This window comes from Rhodococcus sp. NPDC003382, from assembly GCF_053589135.1.
This window is the reverse complement of the sequence record NZ_JBSFRH010000061.1, coordinates 15,547-35,250: the sequence shown is the minus strand read 5'-3', so window position 1 is coordinate 35,250 and position 19,704 is coordinate 15,547. Positions and strand designations below refer to the sequence as shown.

Here is a 19,704-nt window from a genome sequence, read left to right as displayed (position 1 = left end):
TTGGTTTGGGGGGCCCCCCCGGGTGGTGCTTTGGTACTTGGTGTCCCCGGCCCCGGGTGGCTTTGGGGCGGTCCCCCCCCCAAAAAACGCCCCACGGCTCAATGGTGGAATTCGCCGCAGTTGACGTCGAGGCACTGCCCGGTGATCGCCGATGCCATCGGCGAGGCCAGGAAGATCACCGCGTCGGCGATCTCCTCGGTGGTGGGCAGGCGACGCAGGTCGCTGGCGGCTGCGGTGTGCTCGTAGATCTGCTCGACGGTGGTGCCGTACTTTCCGGCCTGGTGTTCGAAGTAGCTCCGGAGGATCGGGCCCCAGATGTAGCCGGGAGCAACAGAATTCACGCGGATTCCCTGGGGGCCGAGTTCGGTCGCCAGCGACTGCGACATCGACAGCAACGCCGACTTCGCGATCTTGTAACTGCCGTACCGTTCCTGGGAGTGCCGCACCACCATCGAATTGATGTTCACCACTGCACCTTTCGACTCGGCGAGGGTGGGGGTGAACAACTGGGTCAGGCGCAGCGCGCCGAGCACGGACAGTTCCACGCTGTCCCGGATGTGCTGGAAGTCGGTGCGCGCCAACGGCTTCATCGACGGGACCGAGAAGGCGTTGTTGACCAGCACGTGCACGGCGCCGAATTCCTCGGCGGCCGCGGCGACCAATGCGGCCGCGGACTCGTCGTCGGTGATGTCGGTGGGCACTCCCAAGGCGCGCCGGCCCAGCGCGGTGACCTCCGCGGCGACCTCGTCGAGCCGCTCGCGGGTGCGGGCTGCCAGCACGACGTCGGCTCCGTGTTCGGCGCACCGGACCGCGAGGGTGCGCCCGAGGCCGGGCCCGACGCCGGAGATCACGACCACCCGGTCGTGCAGCAACCCCGCCGGCGCGCTCACGCCTGCATCCGATCGGCGATCGCGGTCTGGCGCGCCGCGATCCGCCGGGACCACGCCTCGGGGGTGATGAGGTTGGACTCGTGGAACGGCAGCGACTCGGCGATCTTGTCGAACGGAACCACCTGCGCCGTCGGACCGTCCGCGGACGTGAGCTCGCGGTCGATGCGCTGCCAGCGGAACTGCAGGATGCCGCGGCTGCGGCCGAGCGTCTCGATCCAGTTGGTGATGCCGGGGTTGCGGTTCGAGATCACGATGCGGACCTTGCCGTCCGGATCCACCTGGGCCTGAGTGTTGTTCAGCGACGTCTGGTGGTGGATGTAGTCCAGCGAGATGTACCAGAGGCTGCCGATCTGGAACCCCAGGTAGGGGGCGTCGGACGCGGGCACGGTGAGGATCATCGCCTCGTCGTCGGCGAGTTCGTAGTGCCCGACGGACGAGTACTGCGTGTCCAGGCCTCCGGGGGTGCGGCGCGGTGCGGTCACGGTGTTGACCGGCAGCTTCAGGTAGAACCACTCGGGGAACTGCAGCCACGTCTTCACCCGCGAGACGAGCGCACGTCCGGCGCGCTCGTATCGTTTGACGGCGTCCTCCTGCGTCGGCTCCGCCGCGGGGGTGCCGAGCGTGTCGACCCGGTCGATGCGGACGGTGCCGCGTCGCTGCGACCAGTCGCTGTACACCTCCCGGATGACGAGCTGCGACGATCCGGGCGCGAGGGTGAAGTAGTTGCGCTCCGGATCGGCGGGGCCGGGGCCGAATCGCACCTCGAACGTGCCGTCGTCCCCGATGCGGATCGCACGGTCGTCGAAGGCGGTGACGTTGCCGGGCACGTCGGCGTCGGTGTAGTTGCCGGCGAGCACCTGGAAGCTCAGGTCGCAGGTCGTGCCGCGGCGGCCGGAGGCCACGTACTCGGCGTCGTCGCGCACGGCCGCACCCCAGTACAGGGTGTCGGGGTTGTCCAGGCCCATCTTGCTGTACGGACCGGTGCCGGTGATGAGGACCGGGTGGGTGCTGCTGTGGGCCCAGGCGGCGTGCACGCACGCGGCGATTCCCCCGGCGAGGTAGCCGTAGCCCTCGGCGAGATCCTGGTCGGTGCGGACGTGCGGAGCGGTGGCGACGAGTTTCTCGGCCTCGGCGATCGCCGCGGCGAGCGGATCGGTGATCACATCGATCTCCCTGTGGTCCAAATATGTACCGCTGCGGTAAAGTCTGATTGGGCCGACGATAGAACGTGTTACAGGAAGTGGTCAATGGTTCGTCTCAGCGATTCCACCGCGCCGAGCGGGGACGCTGCCGGGTCCGCTCGGCGCTCGCCGCCGACCGAACGGGTCGTGCAGGTCCTCGACCACCTCGTCGCGCACCCCGGCGTCCGGTTCGGCCTCTCCGAGCTCGCCCGCGAGCTGGGCCTGAGCAAACCCACCTGCCTCGGCATCCTCACCGCGCTCGCCGACGCGGGCTATCTCATGCGCGACCCGGTCGACAAGACCTACGGGCTCGGCCCCGCCCTGATCGTTGCCGGGCGCGCGGCGCAGCGCGGCTTCGCGGCCGGTCCGGTCGCGCACCGGCATCTCACCCGGCTCAGCGCCCGGTTCGACGTCGCCTGCACCGCCTCCGCCGTCGTCGGCGACCGCATCGCGGTGCTCGACGTGGTGGGACCCCGGGGTGCGACGGCGAGTGCGCGGGTGGGGGAGGTGTACCCGTTCGCGCCGCCCGTCGGCCTGATGTATGTGCTGTGGGACACCGACCAGCGCCTCGAACAATGGCTGCGCCGCGAGCCGACCCTGCCGGTACGGCTCGACCGCCCGCATCTGCAGCGCGTGGTCGACCGGTGCCGGCGCACGGGATACCTCGTCGAATCGCTCACCCGGGGCGGGCGGCGGCTGTACGCGCTGATGGCCGGCGTGGTCGCGCACGACCTGGCGCCGGAACTGCGCGAACTGCTCGGGGAGCTGGTGTCCAGTCCGGGCGAGCGCGTCCTGTTCCCGGAGGAGGCCCCGGCCGGTGAACCGCTCGCGGTGAACCTGATCGCCGCGCCCGCCTACGACCCGGACGGACACCAATCGCTGGTCCTCGCGCTGCACGTCGAGGCCGAGATCGACGCCGCGGAGATCGCGCGGCGCGGCGCGGCGCTCGTCGAGGCGGCCGACGCGATCACCGCGGAGCTCGGCGGGCGACGTCCGGAGCGCTGACCGCCACTCCGGGTCTCCCCAAACCGTTGACCCCGAATTGAAACTCGTTCTATCGTTTCGATAGTCCGACTTCGACCGAATCGGTACATATTTGGACCGACGTCCCGGGTGGGGAGTACCTCGATGACCACGGCGCAGCCGTTTCGACCACCGTCCTACGAGTTGCCGCCCCTCCGCGCGCTCGAAGCCGAATCCGTGCACATCTTCCGGGAGGTCGCGGCGACCTTCGAGCGGCCCGTGCTGCTGTTCTCGGGCGGCAAGGATTCGGCGGTGATGCTCCACCTCGCCGCCAAGGCGTTCTGGCCCGCGCCGCTGCCCTTCCCGGTCCTGCACATCGACACCGGCCACAACTTCGACGAGGTCGTCGAATTCCGCGACCGGGTCGTCGAGCGACTCGGCCTGCGTCTGATCGTCGCGTCCGTCCAGGACGACATCGACGCCGGCCACGCCGTCGAGGACACCGGTCCGCACGGCGGCCGCAACCGGTTGCAGACCGGTACTCTGCTGCGTGCCCTGCGCGAAGGCGGCTTCGACGCGGTCTTCGGGGGCGCCCGCCGCGACGAGGAGAAGGCCCGCGCCAAGGAACGCATCTTCAGCTTCCGCGACCGGTTCGGCCAGTGGGATCCCAAGGCGCAGCGACCCGAACTGTGGCACCTGTACAACGGGCGGCACCGCAAGGGAGAGCACATCCGCGTCTTCCCTCTGTCGAACTGGACCGAACTCGACATCTGGTCGTACCTGCGCGACGAGAACATCGACCTGCCGGCGCTGTACTATGCGCACCGCCGGCCCGTCGTCGAACGCGACGGAATGCTCCTGGCGCACACCAGGTTTCTCGCTCTGCAGCCCGGAGAGCAGCCGCGCGAGGCGCTCGTGCGCTTCCGCACCGTCGGCGACGCCACCTGCACCGGCTGCGTCGAATCCACCGCGGCCACCGCCGAACAGGTGGTCGCCGAGGTCGCCGCCAGCCGCGTCACCGAACGCGGCGCCACCCGCGCCGACGACCGGATCTCCGAGGCGGGCATGGAAGACCGCAAGAAGGAGGGGTACTTCTGATGTCCCGACTGCTGCGCATCGCGACCGCCGGCAGTGTCGACGACGGCAAGTCCACGCTGATCGGCCGGCTGCTGTTCGATTCCAAGGCCGTCTTCGAGGATCAACTCGAGGCCGTGGCCCGTACCAGCCGGGACCGCGGCGCCGAACAGACCGATCTGGCGCTGCTCACCGACGGCCTGCGCGCGGAACGGGAACAGGGCATCACCATCGACGTCGCGTACCGCTACTTCGCGACGCCGCACCGCAGCTTCGTCATCGCCGATACACCGGGACACGAGCAGTACACCCGCAACATGGTCACCGGCGCCTCGACCGCCGACCTCGCGCTGATCCTGGTCGACGCCCGCAAGGGCATCCTCGAACAGACTCGGCGGCATGCCTTCCTGGCGAGTCTGCTCGGGGTGCCGCACCTGGTGCTGTGTGTGAACAAGATGGATCTGGTGGACTGGTCGCAGGACCGGTTCGAGGAAATCTGCGACGAATTCCGGCTCTTCGCAGCCAAATTGGAGATCCACGACCTGTACTTCGTGCCGATCTCGGCGCTGCAGGGCGACAACGTCGTCAGCCGCACCGCGAACATGCCGTGGTACGAAGGGACTTCGCTGCTGCATCACCTCGAACAGGTGCACATCGGGTCCGACCACAACCTCATCGACGCGCGCCTGCCGGTGCAGTACGTCATCCGCCGCGGTGGCGAATTCCGCCGCTACGCGGGCACCGGCGAATTCCGCCGCTACGCGGGCACCGGCGAATTCCGCGGCTACGCGGGCACCGTCGCCAGCGGCGTGTTCAAGCCCGGCGACGAAGTGGTCGCGCTGCCGTCCGGGTTCGGTACCCGCGTCGAGCGCATCTGGGGTCCCGGCGGAGAACCGCTCGAGCATGCGTTCGCCGACGTCGCCGTGTGCGTCGAACTCGCGGACGAACTCGACCTCGGCCGTGGGGACATGCTGTGCCGGCCGAACAACCGGCCGCTGGTCGGCACCGACATCGATGCCATGGTCTGCTGGCTCACCGAACGCTCGAGCCTCGATCCGGACACCCGCTACACCCTGCTGCACACCACGAAGGCGGTCCATGCCCGGCCTGTGCGGCTCGACTACCGGCTCGACGTCAACACGCTGCACCGCGACGAGACCGCAACCACGCTGAGCCTCAACGAGATCGGGCGCGTACAGCTGCGCACTCAGCAGCCGCTGCTGTTCGATCCGTACCGGCGCAACCGCACCACCGGCAGCTTCGTCCTCGTCGACGAGGCCACCGGCAACACCGTCGCCGCCGGCATGATCACCGGACCCACTCTCGCCGAGACGGGCGCCGTGTGGCACCCCGCCGAGGTCGTCCGCGCCGACCGCGCCACCACGGGCAGGACGGTGTGGCTGACCGGGCTGTCCGCATCCGGAAAGTCCACGGTCGCAGCGGAACTCGAACGAAAGCTGCTCGCGGCGGGAATTCCCGCCTATCGCCTGGACGGCGACAATCTGCGCCACGGACTCAACTCCGACCTCGGATTCGGACCCGAGGACCGCGCCGAGAACGTGCGCCGCGTCGGGGCCGTCGCCCAGTTGATGGCCGACGCCGGCCTCGTCGCGATCTGCTCGCTGATCAGCCCCTACCGAGCCGACCGCGACCGGATCCGGCAGCAGCACGCCGACGCCGGCATCCCGTTCGTCGAGGTGTTCGTCGACACCCCGCTCGCCGACTGCGAGGCCCGCGACCCCAAGGGCATGTACGCCCGGGCCCGGGCCGGGGAGATCACCGGCTTCACCGGCGTCGACGATCCGTACGAACCGCCACAGAACCCCGACCTGGTGCTCCGCCCCTCCGACGGCGATCCGGTCGCGCAGGCCGCCCGGATCATGGAAGTGTTGATGCCATGACAGACGATGCTGCTCTCGCCGCCGAGATCGCCACGGCGGCAGGAGAACTGTTGCTGACCGTTCGAGCCGCCGAGGCCGACGCCCTGAGCGGGCGCGAACTCGGCCGCCGCGGTGACCACGACGCGAACGTGCTCATCCTCGAAATGCTGGCCGAGCACCGTCCCGGCGACGCCGTGCTGTCCGAGGAATCCGCGGACGATCCGGCGCGCGTCGACGCCGAGCGGGTGTGGATCATCGACCCGCTCGACGGGTCGAAGGAATACGGGATGCTCGGCCACACCGACTGGGCCGTGCACGTCGCGTTGTGGGAGGCCGGTCGCGGCCTGACCGCCGGGGCGGTCGCCCAGCCGGGCCTCGGCGCCGTGTACAGCACCGACGAGGCGCCCGTCGTCGAACGGCGTCCGCTCGGCGAGGGACGTCCCCGCATCGTGGTCAGCGGTAGCCGCCCGCCGGAGTTCGCCGGTGCGGTGGCCCGCGCCGTCGGTGCCGACGTCGTGCGCATGGGTTCGGCGGGCGCGAAGGCGATGGCGGTGCTCCGCGGCGAGGTCGACGCCTATGTTCACGCCGGTGGCCAGTGGGAGTGGGACTCGGCGGCCCCCGTTGCCGTCGCGCAGGCGGCCGGATTGTTCTGCGCGCGGATCGACGGCTCGGAACTCGAATACAACCGCCCCCACCCCTATCTGCCGGATCTGGTGATCTGCCGGCCGGACTGGGCGCCGACGCTCATGGCGGCCGTCGCCGAGCACGCGACCGCGCCGACCGACAGCCCCCGGGTCGCGATGGCTCGGGCCTACATCCGGTCGCTGATCAGCCACGATGCGTCCCACGTCCGCCTGGCCGCCGATGCCTGGCGCGTGGAGAACGGGCAGCGAACCGGCGACACCGGGGCCGAGATCCGGTACCGGCTCGAGCACGGCCCGGAGTACCGGCCGCTCCGCCGGGTGCGGAATCTGACGTTCCACGAGTGGGGCAACAACGTCGTTGCGCGCTTCCTGCTCGAGATAGATACCGGCAGTGGTGCCGATATGACGGTGTCGATCACCGAGCACTTCGACATCCCGGCGGGGGAGATCCGTTCGATTCTCGCGATCATCGAGCCCCTGTCCGAAGAATAGTTGAACCTTTTGCGCTAGCTTCGAAGACAGAAGATGCAGTAGTGCAGATTTCGGAGGCGCAAATATGGAACAGTTCAACGAGGCCCGGGACATCGGGGACGGCATCCACGCGATCCCCGTTCCCGTCGCGGACCTGCCGGTCGGCGACACCCAGGTCTACGCAGTCGAGTCCCAACGCGGCGTGATCCTCGTGGACGTGGGGTGGAACAACGACACCTCCTGGAATGCGCTGCAGGCCGGGCTCGCATCGGCCGGACTGTCGGTGACCGACGTCGAAGGGGTGGTCGTCACACACTTCCATCCCGACCACGTCGGCCTCACCGGCCGCATCCGCGAAGCGTCCGGATGCTGGGTCGGCATGCACGAAGCGGACTTCGAACAGCTCGGACACATGATGGCCGGCCACGACTGGACGAACCGGGAACTCGACCAGTGGGTCAAGGCCGGGGCGCCCGCCGAGTACATCGAGGAATTCCTCGCCGCCGGCCGTGATCGCGACGGCGTCCCGGACGAGAAACCGGACCGGGTGTTGAAGACCGACGAGATCATCCCGCTCGCCGGACGCACCCTGCGGACCGTGTTCACCCCCGGCCACACCCCGGGCCACGCGTGCTTCTTCATCGAGGAACACGGCATCCTCTTCAGCGGCGACCACGTGCTCGCCAAGACCACCCCGCACGTCGGCGAATTCGACTTCCCCGTGGCCGAACGCGACGCGCTGGGGGAGTTCCTCGACTCGCTGCGCGCCGTCGCGACTCTGCCCGCCCGCCGCACCCTGCCCGCGCACCGGCAGCCCATCGACGACCTCGCAGCCCGGACGGAGGCGCTCGTCGAACACCACGAACGTCGCCTCGACGATCTCTACGAGTCGTTCGGGGACGAGGAGCTGACGCTGTGGCAGGCCACCGAACGCATGACGTGGTACCGGCCGTGGGACGAGACACCGCCGCGCGGCAAGCAGATGGCCATGTCCGAAGGCTCGGCGCACATCCGCCACCTCATCGAGCGGGGGCGCGCCCGCCGCGTCCCCGGAACCGATCCGGCGCGGTTCGTCCGCGTGTGACACTCGATCGGACTGCAACGGAGAGGCAGGCGATGACGCCCGACCAGCTCGTCACCGAATTCTGCGCCGCCTGGGCGGAACCGGATCCGGCCGCGCTCGCTGCGTACTTCACCGACGACGCCGTGTACCACAACATTCCGCTGGAGGAGGTCCACGGCCGTGCCGCCATCGAGGAGTACTTCGCCGGGATGGTCGCGACGTTCGGCGGTATCGACTTCCGCATCCATCGCCAGCTCGCGAGCGACAACCTCGTCCTCAACGAGCGCACCGACGTGCTGACCGTCAACGGGCGCACGGTCGAGGTCCCCGTCATGGGCTCGTTCGAGGTGGCCGACGGGAAGATCGCCGCGTGGCGGGACTACTTCGACATGGGCCCGCTCGCGGCGACCACAGGATAGGGACCGGCGACCAGCCCGAAAATTACGAAAAGCAGTAGGCCCCGCTTCGAATTCGAAGCGGGGCCTACTGCTCGTGGTGCCCTCGGCAGGATTCGAACCTGCGACTTCTTGCTCCGGAGGCAAGCGCTCTATCCCCTGAGCTACGAGGGCAATCCGGGCCCACCGGCTGACCGGCGGTGCGGAGTTAGCCTAGCGCATTGTTGCCCATACGCCACATCGCCTGGTCAGCGCGGGTTTTTCGGCCCGGATCGGGGGTCAGTTCATCGGCAGGGGCTGTGCGCCGCGCTCGGCGAGCATCGCCGTCATCAACTCCGACTCGCCGGTCTGCGTATCGACCATCGTCTGCGCCAGCGTCCGCACCGCGGCGACCTCGCCGTGCTCGGCGCCGTACTCCATCATCGGCAACCCGCCCTGGTGGTGCCGCAGCATCAACTGCAGGAACAGCACGTCGAGTTCCGGACCCGACGCGGCCCGCAGCGCCGCCAGTTCCTGCGAGGTCGCCATGCCCGGCATCGGGACCGCCGCGGCGGACGAACCGTGACCCGCGGCGTGACCGTCGTGCATGGTCTCGCTGTCGTCGCTCATCCACGTCATGTACTCACCGGTGGGCAACGGCGCCTGATTCCACAGCGTCAGCCAGCCCTGCATCTGCCCGACCTGGTTCTGCTGGGTCGTGAGGATGTCGTACGCCAGGTTCTGCACCCGCTGATCCGTCGAACGGGTCAGCGCGATCGACGCCATCTCGATCGCCTGGTTGTGGTGCACGCTCATGTCCTGGGAGAAACCGACGGCCACGGAATCGGCCGCCGGAACCTCCTGCGCATCCCCGCGCGGGATCAGGAAACCGACCAGGAAACCGATCGCGAGCGCAGCAATGATCCCGAGTGCCACGAGGATTCGGCGCTGTCCCGAACCCTGCGAGAAACCGTCGCTCATGGTCAGCTACCCGCCGGAGCCTGCATGTCCGTCTGGACCTCGGCGGAGTCGACCGTTCCGCCGGTCATCGGCACGGCGTCCGGGCCGGGAGCCGACGGATCGAACGGCGGCGGGTTCGCCGGATCGTACGAGCCGGGGATCGTCGCGCAGCTCGCACCGACCTCCGGGTAGGTGTACCGGTTCTGACGCAGCGAGGCGATGAACTGGTCGATCCGCTCGTCGTCGGCGGAATCCACCGTGAGCTGGTGGCCCCACGACTGCAGCGAGATCGGCGAAGCCTGGCCCGGATACGGCGACATCATGGTGTAGGACTTGCCGTCGACCTTCGCGCTGAGCGTCTCGACCCCCGCGGCGTCGACCAGGTCCGGGTTGTACGTGATCCACACCGCACCGTGCTCGAGCGAATGCACCGCGTTCTCCGTACGGATCGCCTCCGGGTAGACGACGCCCGTGCACGTGGCCCAGATCGAGTCGTGCGGACCGCCGAACGGCGGGGTGTGGTCGTAGGCGACCCGCTGGGTGGAATCGATGTGCTGCCCGGCGGGATAGTCGACCGTGACGATGCCCTCGAGCGCGGTCGACGGATCCTGATTCGACTCGGACGGCGTCCACGCAGCCAGCTTCTGCTGATCCTGGTACTTCGGGACGATGCTGACGGCGATCACGGCGATCAGCGCGACGACCGCGACGACGCCACCGATCACCATCCACGGGATCTGACGCTGCTTGGGAAGTCCGCGGCCCCCGCCGCTCTTCTTCGCGGCGGCCGAAATGGCCTTCGCGGACTTGGCGCCGGACTTCTTGCCGGAACCACCGTTAACCGAACCGCTGGGCATCGCTGGTAGCTCTTTCGATCGGATGGACAACATCGGATGGACAACGAGACCGCGGCCCCGGGCCGCGTGCCCCCACAACTGTACGGGCGCGCTCCTGTGGGGCACCGTCGGTGCTCGCAGGGGCCAGCCAATAGGATGAACTCCTGTGACTCCTGCCGACCTTGCCGAATTGCTCCACGGAACCGCTGCGAGGGTGCTCGCCGAGCGTGACCTCGACGTGTCCGTCCTGCCCGAGACCCTCACCGTCGAGCGGCCCCGGAACCCGGAGCACGGCGACTATGCGACCAACGTGGCGATGCAGGTCGCGAAGAAGGCCGGTGTGAACCCGCGCGAGCTCGCAACCTGGCTCGCCGAAGCGCTCACCGCCGCCGACGGCATCGAATCGGCCGAGGTCGCGGGACCGGGCTTCCTCAACATCCGCCTCGCGGCCGACGCGCAGGGCGCGATCGTCGCGAAGGTGCTCACCGAGCTCTCGGCGTACGGCAACTCCGACGCGCTCGCCGGCCGCAAGATCAACCTCGAGTTCGTGTCCGCGAACCCGACCGGCCCGATCCACCTCGGTGGCACCCGCTGGGCCGCGGTCGGCGACGCGCTCGGCCGGATCCTGTCGACGCAGGGCGCCGAGGTCACCCGCGAGTACTACTTCAACGACCACGGCGCGCAGATCGACCGCTTCACGCGGTCGCTGATCGCCGCGGCCGAGGGCGAACCGGCCCCCGAGGACGGCTATGCCGGCGACTACATCGTCGACATCGCCGCCGAGGTGCAGAAGCGGGCGCCCGGCGCGCTCGACCTGCCCGAGGCCGAGCGGCACGAGACGTTCCGGTCCATCGGCGTCGACCTGATGTTCGCGCACATCAAGCGCACGCTGCACGAGTTCGGCGTCGACTTCGACGTGTACTTCCACGAGAACTCGCTGTTCGAATCCGGCGCGGTCGACAAGGCCGTCGAGACGCTCAAGGGCTCCGGCAACCTGTACAACGCCGACGGCGCGTGGTGGCTCAAGAGCACCGACTTCGGCGACGACAAGGACCGCGTCGTCATCAAGTCCGACGGCAACGCCGCCTACATCGCCGGCGACATCGCCTACTTCCAGGACAAGCGCTCGCGCGGCTTCGACCTGTGCATCTACATGCTCGGCGCCGACCACCACGGCTACATCGGCCGGCTCAAGGCCGCCGCGGCCGCATTCGGCGACGACCCCGACACCGTCGAGGTCATGATCGGCCAGATGGTCAACCTCGTGCGCGACGGCCAGGCTGTGAAGATGAGCAAGCGTGCCGGCACCGTCATCACCCTCGACGACCTCGTCGAGGCGATCGGTGTCGACGCCGCCCGCTACGCGCTCGTGCGCTCGTCGGTCGACCAGAGCATCGACATCGACCTCGAGCTGTGGGCGTCGGCCGGCAACGAGAACCCGGTCTACTACGTGCAGTACGCGCACGCCCGCCTCTCGTCGATCGCGCGCAACGCCGCCGACCTCGGTCTCAGCGCCGAGGGCGCGAACCTCGCGCTGCTCACCCACGACCGCGAGGGCGACCTGATCCGCACCATCGGCGAGTACCCGCGCGTCGTCGCGAAGGCCGCGGAACTGCGCGAACCGCACCGGGTCGCGCGCTACCTCGAAGAACTCGCCGGCGCCTACCACCGGTTCTACGACGCGTGCCGCATCCTCCCGCAGGGCGACGAGGAGCCCGGAGACCTGCACACCGCGCGGCTCGCGCTGTGCGCGGCGGCCCGTCAGGTTCTCGCCAACGGCCTCGGCCTGCTCGGCGTCAGCGCTCCGGAGCGGATGTGAACGCGCACCCCGCCGGTCCGCGGCACGCGGAGATCCCGCACGCACCGGGCCTGCCCGAACGGCCCACCACCCACGAGGAACTGAACGCGCTGCACCGGCAGGTGTGGCCGCGCGGCACGAGCCGCGGCGACGACGGCGCCGTCCGCATCGCCGGGGTTCCCGTCACCGAACTCGCCGAGAAGTACGGCACCCCGCTGTTCGTGATCGACGAGGACGACTTCCGGTCCCGGTGCCGCGACATCGCCGCGGCGTTCGGGCCCGACACCAAGGTGCACTACGCCTCCAAGGCGTTCCTGTGCACCGAGGTCGCCCGCTGGGTGCAGCAGGAGGGCCTGTGCCTCGACGTCGCCTCCGGCGGTGAACTCGCGGTCGCACTGCACGCCGGGTTCCCCGCAGAGAAGATCGCGATGCACGGCAACAACAAGTCCGTCGCCGAACTGCGCACCGCGGTCGCGGCCGGCGTCGGGCACATCGTGCTCGACTCGATGGCCGAGATCGACCGGCTCGACGCGATCGCCGGGGAAGCCGGGGTCGTGCAGGACGTGCTGATCCGGGTCACCGTCGGTGTCGAGGCGCACACCCACGAGTTCATCTCCACCGCGCACGAGGACCAGAAGTTCGGTCTCTCGCTCGCCGGAGGGGTTGCGATGTCCGCGGTGCGCCGGGTCTTCGAGACCGCCAACCTCCGGCTGGTCGGCCTGCACAGCCACATCGGCTCGCAGATCTTCGACGTCGACGGCTTCGAACTGGCCGCACACCGCGTGATCGGCCTGCTCCGCGACATCGTCGCCGAGTTCGGTGTGGACAAGACGTCCCAGCTGAACATCGTCGACCTCGGCGGTGGACTCGGCATCTCGTACGTGCCGAGCGACGATCCGCCGCCGGTCGAGGAACTCGCCGCGAAGCTCCTCGACATCGTGCGCACCGAATCCGCGCTGGCGGGACTGCCCACCCCGACCCTCGCGGTCGAGCCGGGCCGCGCCATCGCCGGACCGGGCACGATCACCCTCTACGAGGTCGGCACGATCAAGGACGTCGCGGTCGCCGCGGGTCACAGCCGCCGCTACATCAGCGTCGACGGCGGCATGAGCGACAACATCCGCACCTCCCTGTACCAGGCGGAGTACGAGGCCCGGTTGGTCTCCCGCGTCAGCGACGCGGATCCGGTCGTCTCGCGAGTCGTCGGCAAGCACTGTGAGAGCGGTGACATCGTGATCCGCGACACCTGGATGCCCGAGGACGTCCAAGCCGGGGATTTGCTGGCCGTCGCCGCGACCGGTGCATACTGCTATTCGATGTCCAGCAGGTACAACCTGCTGGCCCGTCCCGCCGTCGTGGCGGTCAAGGACGGCGTTTCCCGCGTCATCCTGCGTCGGGAAACCGTGGAAGATCTGCTCAGCTTGGAGGTTACGGAGTGACGACCGAAACGGGGACCAGTCAGGCGCCGCGTCCCGTCGGCGTGGCGGTGCTCGGCCACGGCACCGTGGGCGCCGAGGTCGTCCGCATCATCCGGGACGACGCAGCCGATCTCGAGGCACGCATCGGTGCGCCGCTGGAGCTGCGCGGTGTCGCCGTGCGCACCGTCTCCGAGGACCGCGGCATCCCGGTCGAGCTGCTGACCACCGACGCGGAGGGACTGATCGCGCGCGACGACGTCGACATCGTCGTCGAGGTCATCGGCGGCATCGACCTGCCCCGCAAGCTCGTACGGACCGCGCTCGACGCCGGCAAGTCCGTGGTCACGGCGAACAAGGCGCTGCTCGCCGAGTACACCGGTGAACTCGCGGAGGCCGCCGAGGCCAAGCACGTCGACCTGTACTTCGAGGCCGCCGTCGCCGGTGCGATCCCGGTGATCCGCCCGCTGACCCAGTCCCTGGCCGGCGACCGCGTCAACCGCGTCATCGGCATCGTCAACGGCACCACCAACTACATCCTGTCGGCGATGGACGAGACCGGAGCCGACTACGCCGAGGCGCTCGCCGAGGCGGGCCGGCTCGGTTACGCCGAGGCCGATCCGACCGCGGACGTCGAGGGCTTCGACGCCGCCTCCAAGGCCGCGATCCTCGCGTCCATCGCCTTCCACACCCGCGTCACCGCCGCCGACGTGTACCGCGAGGGCATCTCGAAGATCACTGCCGCCGACCTGACGTCCGCTCGCGCGCTGAACTGCACCGTCAAGCTCCTCGCGATCTGCGAGCGCATCACCACCGAGGACGGCAAGGACAAGGTTTCGGCGCGGGTCTACCCCGCGCTGGTGCCGCGGGAGCATCCCCTCGCGAGCGTGTCCGGCGCGTTCAACGCCGTCGTCGTCGAGGCGGAGGCGTCGGGCCGCCTGATGTTCTACGGCCAGGGTGCCGGCGGCGCTCCCACCGCGTCCGCGGTGATGGGCGACCTGGTGATGGCCGCGCGCAACCGCGTGCAGGGCGGTCGCGGTCCCCGCGAATCGAAGTACGCCGATCTCGAGATCGCGCCGATGAGCGAGATCATGACCCGCTACTACGTGAACCTGCAGGTCGCGGACCGGGCAGGTGTGCTCTCCGCCGTGGCCGCCGAGTTCGCCAAGCGCGGGGTCAGCATTTCCGCCGTGCGCCAGGAAGGCGCCGGAAACGGTGCGCGCCTGGTGGTGCTCACGCACCGCGCCACCGACGAAGCGTTGTCGAGTACCGTCGCAGCACTCGATGAACTCGAATCCGTAACTGCTGTGACCAGTGTCCTGAGACTGGAGGGATCCGCCGAATGAGCGCGGCCGAGAAGAACATCACCCCCGTGCACACCCCGTGGCCCGGCCTGATCGAGGCGTACCGTTCTCGACTGCCGATCGGTGAGGGCTGGAAGACGGTGACGCTGCGCGAGGGTGGTACGCCGCTGCTCCCGGCACCTCGCCTGTCCGAGATCACCGGCTGCGAGGTCCACGTCAAGGTCGAGGGGCTCAACCCCACCGGTTCCTTCAAGGACCGCGGCATGACGATGGCCGTCACCGAGGCGCTGGCGACCGGCAAGCAGGCGGTGCTGTGCGCCTCCACCGGCAACACCTCTGCGTCGGCTGCCGCGTACGCGTCCCGCGCGGGCATCGGCTGCGCGGTGCTCGTGCCGCAGGGCAAGATCGCCATGGGCAAGCTCGCCCAGGCCGTCATGCACGGCGCCCGGATCGTCCAGGTCGAGGGCAACTTCGACGACTGCCTCGAGCTGGCCCGCAAGACGACCGCCGAGTTCCCGACGATCGGCCTGGTCAACTCCGTCAACCCGGTCCGTATCGAGGGACAGAAGACCGCCGCGTTCGAGATCGTCGACGCGCTCGGCGACGCTCCCGACGTGCACGTGCTCCCGGTGGGCAACGCGGGCAACATCACCGCGTACTGGAAGGGCTACTCCGAGTACTTCGCCGACGGCGTGAGCACCCGCCGTCCCCGCATGCTCGGTGTGCAGGCCGCCGGTGCGGCCCCGCTCGTGCTCGGCCACCCGGTCAAGGATCCCGAGACCATCGCCACCGCGATCCGGATCGGCGCTCCCGCGTCGTGGAACGGTGCGGTCGCCGCGAAGGAGGAGTCGGACGGCGCGTTCCGTGCCGCCACCGACGAGGAGATCCTCGAGGCGTACCACCTGCTCGCGAAGTCCGAGTCGATCTTCGTCGAGCCGGCGTCGGCGGCGTCGATCGCGGGTCTGCTCGCCGCGAGCAAGGAGGGCTGGCTGCCGCGCGGCCTCCGGGTTGTGTGCACCGTCACCGGCAACGGCCTCAAGGACCCGGACACCGCCCTGCGCGATGTTCCCGTGGTGCAGCCGATCCCGGTCGACCCCGTCGCTGTGGCCTCGGCGCTCGAACTGGCCTAGTCCTCGAGCAGACGCAGTGACCGCCTCGCCCTCCTCTGTTGGGAATCACGACATGACGCAGACTCTGCCGGTAGGGATCTCGGTGACGGCCCGGGTTCCCGCGTCGAGTGCGAATCTGGGGCCCGGATTCGACTCGCTCGGTCTCGCTCTCGGGTTGTACGACGAGATCACCGTCACCACAACCGGATCCGGTCTCGACGTCCGCGTCGAAGGGGAGGGCGCCGAGGAGGTGCCGTGGGGCCCCACCCACCTGGTGGTGCGTGCGGTGGAACGTGGCCTCGAAGCCGCGGGTGTGTGGGCCGACGGCCTGGAGATCGTGTGCCGCAACGTCATTCCCCATTCGCGGGGTCTGGGGTCCTCGGCATCCGCCGTCGTCGGCGGGCTCGCCGCGGCGAACGGCCTGGTGCGCAAGGTCGCGCCGGAGCGGGCACTGGACGACGCGCAGCTCGTGCAGCTCTCCTCCGAGTTCGAGGGGCACCCGGACAACGCGTCGGCGAGCGTCCTCGGCGGTGCCGTCGTATCGTGGAGCGAAGCCGGTGTCGACGCCGAGCAGCGTGTCTACCGGGCCGTGAAGCTGGCCGTGGACCCGGCGATCAAGGTCGTCGTGCTGGTCCCGTCGGTCCGCTCGTCGACCGCGCACACCCGCGGACTGCTGCCCGATCTCGTGCCGCATCGCGACGCGTCGTTCAACGTCAGCCGCGCCGCACTGGCGGTGGTCGCGCTGACCCAGCGTCCCGACCTGCTGATGCCCGCGACCGAGGACATGCTGCACCAGGGGCAGCGGGCTCCGGCGCTGCCGCTCACCACCAAGTGGATCGCGCGGCTCCGCGAGGCGGGAATCGCCGCCACGGTGTCCGGAGCCGGACCCACCGTGCTGGCGCTGACGACCGAGCCGTTCCCCGCCGAACTGCGCGCTGCGGCGGAAGCGGACGACCTGACGGTCCTCGAACTCGAGGTCGCCGGCGGGGTCGAGGTGATCTGAGCCTCCTTGCGGGGCCGGGAACACGCCGGGGCGGGATCGCGTTCTTGCTCAACGTACAGTTCGTCGCTATCCTGTGCTTTGTCCGCACGTCGTGCGTTTCAGCCGTCGGCTCTTCAGGATATTGTCTCCAGCTCCATCGGAGCGCCAGATCCTGACCGACCCTCACATGTCCTCGTTCCAGGGGTCAAGGGACTGTAACTGCCGGGGGATGGCGTGATAGCGGACGTGCCGACCGTTCGATCCTGTGAACAGTTAGGCAAATCCCGGATCGGTGCACGAGCTGATCTGTGGGAACGAACCCTCGACTCTGCGTGGCGCGAGTGAGGGAAGGAAAGGATCTCCGTGACCGATACGGATCTGATCGCTACGCCTGTTCTCGACGTCCCGGGGTCATCCGCGGGGGAGCAGGCGGACGATTCTTCGCAGACCTCTTCGCCGCGCGCCGCTGGGCGTCGCGGCGCCGGCCTCTCGGGCATGGTGCTCGCCGAGCTGCGGGCCCTCGCGGCCGAACTCGGCATCAAGGGCACCTCCGGGATGCGTAAAGGCGACCTGATCGCCGCGATCAAGGAACGCCAGGGCGGGGGCGTGTCGAGCGCTCCGGCCGCAGACAAGGCGGCGGTGTCCGAGGAGCCCGCCGAGACCACACGACCGGCGCGGACGCGCCGGACGCGTACGGCCGCACCGGAAAGCGCCGACAGCCAGCCGAAGGCCGAAGCTGCCGAGCAGCCGAAGGCCGAGGCTGCCGAGCAGCCGAAGACCCAGGTCGAGGCCGGCGAGCGTCCGCAGGGTGACGGCGAGGTCGAAGCCCCCCGCCGCGGTCGTCAGCGTCGCGGTCGCCGTGGTGCCGAGCAGGCCACCGAACAGGGTGAGCAGGATCGGAAGACCGAGGCTCCGGCCCCGGAGCAGGCCCCCGAGCAGGGTGGACGCGGCGAGGACAAGGGCGAGGGCGACGGCCGCCAGCGGCCTCAGCGCGACCAGGGCGACCGTGCCCAGCGCGAGGATCGCGGCCAGGGCCCGCGCCAGGACCGCGACAACCGCGGTGGCGAGGACGAGGAAGGCGGCCGCGGCCGCCGGGGTCGTCGCTTCCGTGAGCGCCGTCGTGGGCGTGACCGCGGTGAGGCGACCGGCACCGATTCCCGCGAGCCCGAGATCCGCGAGGACGACGTCCTGCAGCCCGTCGCAGGCATCCTCGACGTCCTCGACAACTACGCGTTCGTGCGGACCTCCGGCTACCTGGCCGGCCCCAACGACGTGTACGTGTCGATGAACATGGTGCGCAAGAACGGCCTGCGCCGCGGTGACGCGATCACCGGTGCCGTCCGGGTCCCGCGCGAGGGCGAGCAGAGCAACCAGCGGCAGAAGTTCAACCCGTTGGTGCGTCTGGACTCGGTCAACGGCGGTGAGGTCGAGGCGGCGAAGCGTCGCCCCGAGTTCAACAAGCTCACCCCGCTGTACCCGAACCAGCGGCTGCGTCTCGAGACCACGCCGAATGTGCTCACCACCCGCGTGATCGACCTGATCATGCCGATCGGCAAGGGCCAGCGTGCACTCATCGTCTCGCCGCCGAAGGCCGGTAAGACCACGGTGCTGCAGGACATCGCGAACGCGATCTCGACGAACAACCCCGAGTGCTACCTCATGGTCGTTCTCGTCGACGAGCGTCCCGAAGAGGTCACCGACATGCAGCGTTCGGTGAAGGGCGAGGTCATCGCCTCGACGTTCGACCGTCCGCCCTCAGACCACACCTCGGTCGCCGAGCTCGCCATCGAGCGGGCGAAGCGCCTGGTCGAGCAGGGCCGGGACGTCGTGGTGCTGCTCGACTCGATCACCCGACTCGGGCGCGCGTACAACAACAGCTCGCCGGCATCGGGACGCATCCTGTCCGGTGGTGTCGACTCGACCGCGCTGTACCCGCCGAAGCGGTTCCTCGGTGCTGCCCGCAACATCGAGAACGGCGGTTCGCTCACCATCATCGCGACCGCGATGGTGGAAACCGGTTCGACCGGCGACACCGTGATCTTCGAAGAGTTCAAGGGCACCGGCAACGCCGAGCTCAAGCTCGACCGCAAGATCGCCGAGCGCCGCGTGTTCCCGGCGGTGGACGTCAATCCGTCGGGTACCCGCAAGGACGAGCTGCTCATGAGCCCCGACGAGTTCGCGGTGGTGCACAAGCTGCGCCGCGTGCTCTCCGGACTCGATTCGCACCAGGCGATCGATCTGCTCATCGACCGGCTCAAGAAGTCCAAGAGCAACGTCGAGTTCCTCCTGCAGGTCGCCAAGACCGCGCCCGGGGCGCTCGAGGACTAGAAGCGCGGCCCGGGGAATTTTTTCCCCGGGCAGGCGTTTGGCATAATCGAACAGCTGAGTCCGGTCCCGGTTCACGTCTTCGAACGGCGAAGGCGACCCGGCGGCCATCGAAAGGGACACCATGAAGGCAGGAATCCACCCGAACTACGTGGCGACGACCGTCGTCTGCGGTTGCGGGAACACGTTCGAGACGCGCAGCACCGCCGAGTCCGGCCGGATCACGGTCGAAGTTTGCTCGCAGTGCCACCCGTTCTACACGGGCAAGCAGAAGATCCTCGACACGGGCGGACGCGTTGCCCGCTTCGAGGCTCGCTACGGCAAGCGCGCCCCGAAGAAGGCCGCTGCCGACAGCTAGCAGCCCTGCCGACGCCCGGTTCTGTCATCGTCACAGACCGGGCGTCGGTGTTTTCACAGGCTTTTCCCGTTCGCGTG

Annotated in this window: 17 protein-coding genes and 1 tRNA gene; 13 read left to right on the top strand and 5 right to left on the bottom strand. The window is 69.2% G+C overall.

Going from position 1 to position 19,704, the window contains the following annotated elements:
* Positions 1–98: 98 nt before the first annotated feature.
* Together ACWDUD_RS27605 and ACWDUD_RS27600 are read right to left on the bottom strand one after the other, a co-directional pair.
* Positions 99–890 (bottom strand): SDR family oxidoreductase, encoded by a 792-nt coding sequence (locus ACWDUD_RS27605; protein ID WP_450111375.1) that lies wholly within the window; start codon positions 888–890, stop codon positions 99–101.
* Positions 887–2,053, bottom strand: a complete 1,167-nt coding sequence (locus tag ACWDUD_RS27600) for a hypothetical protein (protein ID WP_450111374.1) — start codon at positions 2,051–2,053, stop codon at positions 887–889. The genes ACWDUD_RS27605 and ACWDUD_RS27600 overlap by 4 nt, the downstream gene beginning before the upstream one ends.
* A gap of 84 nt (positions 2,054–2,137) precedes the next feature.
* On the opposite strand from ACWDUD_RS27600, the gene ACWDUD_RS27595 reads away from it, so the two are divergent.
* The 6 genes from ACWDUD_RS27595 (at position 2,138) to ACWDUD_RS27570 (ending at position 8,585) form a co-directional block, all read left to right on the top strand.
* Positions 2,138–3,076 carry an IclR family transcriptional regulator gene (locus ACWDUD_RS27595; RefSeq protein WP_450111373.1) on the top strand — a complete coding sequence of 313 codons (939 nt, stop codon included), beginning with the start codon at positions 2,138–2,140 and terminating at the stop codon, positions 3,074–3,076.
* A 123-nt stretch (positions 3,077–3,199) separates the two neighbouring features.
* The gene (gene cysD, locus ACWDUD_RS27590; protein ID WP_450111372.1) at positions 3,200–4,132 is read left to right on the top strand and encodes a sulfate adenylyltransferase subunit CysD; all 933 of its coding nucleotides are present in this window, start codon (positions 3,200–3,202) and stop codon (positions 4,130–4,132) included.
* A complete protein-coding gene (gene cysC, locus ACWDUD_RS27585; protein ID WP_450111371.1) occupies positions 4,132–6,009 on the top strand; it encodes an adenylyl-sulfate kinase in 1,878 nt (625 codons plus the stop codon). The genes cysD and cysC overlap by 1 nt, the downstream gene beginning before the upstream one ends.
* Entirely contained in the window at positions 6,006–7,124 is a 1,119-nt protein-coding gene (locus ACWDUD_RS27580; protein ID WP_450111370.1) for a 3'(2'),5'-bisphosphate nucleotidase CysQ, read from the top strand. The genes cysC and ACWDUD_RS27580 overlap by 4 nt, the downstream gene beginning before the upstream one ends.
* 64 nt (positions 7,125–7,188) lie before the next feature.
* Positions 7,189–8,187 carry an MBL fold metallo-hydrolase gene (locus ACWDUD_RS27575; protein WP_248675222.1) on the top strand — a complete coding sequence of 333 codons (999 nt, stop codon included), beginning with the start codon at positions 7,189–7,191 and terminating at the stop codon, positions 8,185–8,187.
* A 32-nt stretch (positions 8,188–8,219) separates the two neighbouring features.
* A complete protein-coding gene (locus tag ACWDUD_RS27570; RefSeq protein ID WP_248675223.1) occupies positions 8,220–8,585 on the top strand; it encodes an SgcJ/EcaC family oxidoreductase in 366 nt (121 codons plus the stop codon).
* Between the two features lie 74 nt (positions 8,586–8,659).
* Here ACWDUD_RS27570 and ACWDUD_RS27565 read toward each other — a convergent pair.
* The 3 genes from ACWDUD_RS27565 to ACWDUD_RS27555 all read right to left on the bottom strand — a co-directional run bounded on the left by ACWDUD_RS27565 (position 8,660) and on the right by ACWDUD_RS27555 (position 10,357).
* Positions 8,660–8,735: transfer RNA gene (locus tag ACWDUD_RS27565), tRNA-Arg, on the bottom strand.
* A 105-nt stretch (positions 8,736–8,840) separates the two neighbouring features.
* A complete protein-coding gene (locus ACWDUD_RS27560) occupies positions 8,841–9,521 on the bottom strand; it encodes a DUF305 domain-containing protein (protein WP_197255222.1) in 681 nt (226 codons plus the stop codon).
* A 2-nt stretch (positions 9,522–9,523) separates the two neighbouring features.
* Positions 9,524–10,357, bottom strand: a complete 834-nt coding sequence (locus ACWDUD_RS27555) for a DUF3105 domain-containing protein (protein ID WP_197255221.1) — start codon at positions 10,355–10,357, stop codon at positions 9,524–9,526.
* 145 nt (positions 10,358–10,502) lie between these two features.
* Between ACWDUD_RS27555 and argS the strand changes: the two genes are divergently transcribed.
* The 7 genes from argS to rpmE all read left to right on the top strand — a co-directional run bounded on the left by argS (position 10,503) and on the right by rpmE (position 19,627).
* The gene (argS, locus tag ACWDUD_RS27550; RefSeq protein ID WP_248675225.1) at positions 10,503–12,155 is read left to right on the top strand and encodes an arginine--tRNA ligase; all 1,653 of its coding nucleotides are present in this window, start codon (positions 10,503–10,505) and stop codon (positions 12,153–12,155) included.
* Positions 12,152–13,573, top strand: coding sequence for a diaminopimelate decarboxylase (lysA, locus tag ACWDUD_RS27545; RefSeq protein ID WP_248675226.1), 1,422 nt, complete (start codon positions 12,152–12,154; stop codon positions 13,571–13,573). The genes argS and lysA overlap by 4 nt, the downstream gene beginning before the upstream one ends.
* Entirely contained in the window at positions 13,570–14,895 is a 1,326-nt protein-coding gene (locus tag ACWDUD_RS27540; protein WP_197255219.1) for a homoserine dehydrogenase, read from the top strand. Before lysA ends, ACWDUD_RS27540 begins: the two co-directional genes overlap by 4 nt.
* Positions 14,892–15,983: a threonine synthase gene (gene thrC, locus ACWDUD_RS27535; RefSeq protein WP_197255218.1), complete on the top strand. Its 1,092-nt coding sequence runs from the start codon at positions 14,892–14,894 to the stop codon at positions 15,981–15,983. The genes ACWDUD_RS27540 and thrC overlap by 4 nt, the downstream gene beginning before the upstream one ends.
* Positions 15,984–16,035: 52 nt before the next feature.
* Positions 16,036–16,965 (top strand): homoserine kinase, encoded by a 930-nt coding sequence (thrB, locus tag ACWDUD_RS27530; RefSeq protein WP_248675227.1) that lies wholly within the window; start codon positions 16,036–16,038, stop codon positions 16,963–16,965.
* A 342-nt stretch (positions 16,966–17,307) separates the two neighbouring features.
* Positions 17,308–19,272, top strand: coding sequence for a transcription termination factor Rho (gene rho, locus ACWDUD_RS27525; protein WP_197252046.1), 1,965 nt, complete (start codon positions 17,308–17,310; stop codon positions 19,270–19,272).
* 121 nt (positions 19,273–19,393) lie between these two features.
* Complete coding sequence (gene rpmE, locus ACWDUD_RS27520) at positions 19,394–19,627, top strand: 50S ribosomal protein L31 (protein WP_248675229.1); 234 nt, start codon at positions 19,394–19,396, stop codon at positions 19,625–19,627.
* The last annotated feature ends 77 nt before the right edge of the window (positions 19,628–19,704 follow it).

Coding starts and splice junctions, on each gene's coding strand:
- ACWDUD_RS27575 (WP_248675222.1), top strand. CDS start 7,189: ATGGAACAGTTCAACGAGGCCCGGGACATCGGGGACGGCATCCACGCG.
- thrC (WP_197255218.1), top strand. CDS start 14,892: ATGAGCGCGGCCGAGAAGAACATCACCCCCGTGCACACCCCGTGGCCC.
- cysC (WP_450111371.1), top strand. CDS start 4,132: ATGTCCCGACTGCTGCGCATCGCGACCGCCGGCAGTGTCGACGACGGC.
- ACWDUD_RS27570 (WP_248675223.1), top strand. CDS start 8,220: ATGACGCCCGACCAGCTCGTCACCGAATTCTGCGCCGCCTGGGCGGAA.
- ACWDUD_RS27555 (WP_197255221.1), bottom strand. CDS start 10,357: ATGCCCAGCGGTTCGGTTAACGGTGGTTCCGGCAAGAAGTCCGGCGCC.
- thrB (WP_248675227.1), top strand. CDS start 16,036: ATGACGCAGACTCTGCCGGTAGGGATCTCGGTGACGGCCCGGGTTCCC.
- ACWDUD_RS27560 (WP_197255222.1), bottom strand. CDS start 9,521: ATGAGCGACGGTTTCTCGCAGGGTTCGGGACAGCGCCGAATCCTCGTG.
- cysD (WP_450111372.1), top strand. CDS start 3,200: ATGACCACGGCGCAGCCGTTTCGACCACCGTCCTACGAGTTGCCGCCC.
- ACWDUD_RS27580 (WP_450111370.1), top strand. CDS start 6,006: ATGACAGACGATGCTGCTCTCGCCGCCGAGATCGCCACGGCGGCAGGA.
- rpmE (WP_248675229.1), top strand. CDS start 19,394: ATGAAGGCAGGAATCCACCCGAACTACGTGGCGACGACCGTCGTCTGC.
- ACWDUD_RS27595 (WP_450111373.1), top strand. CDS start 2,138: ATGGTTCGTCTCAGCGATTCCACCGCGCCGAGCGGGGACGCTGCCGGG.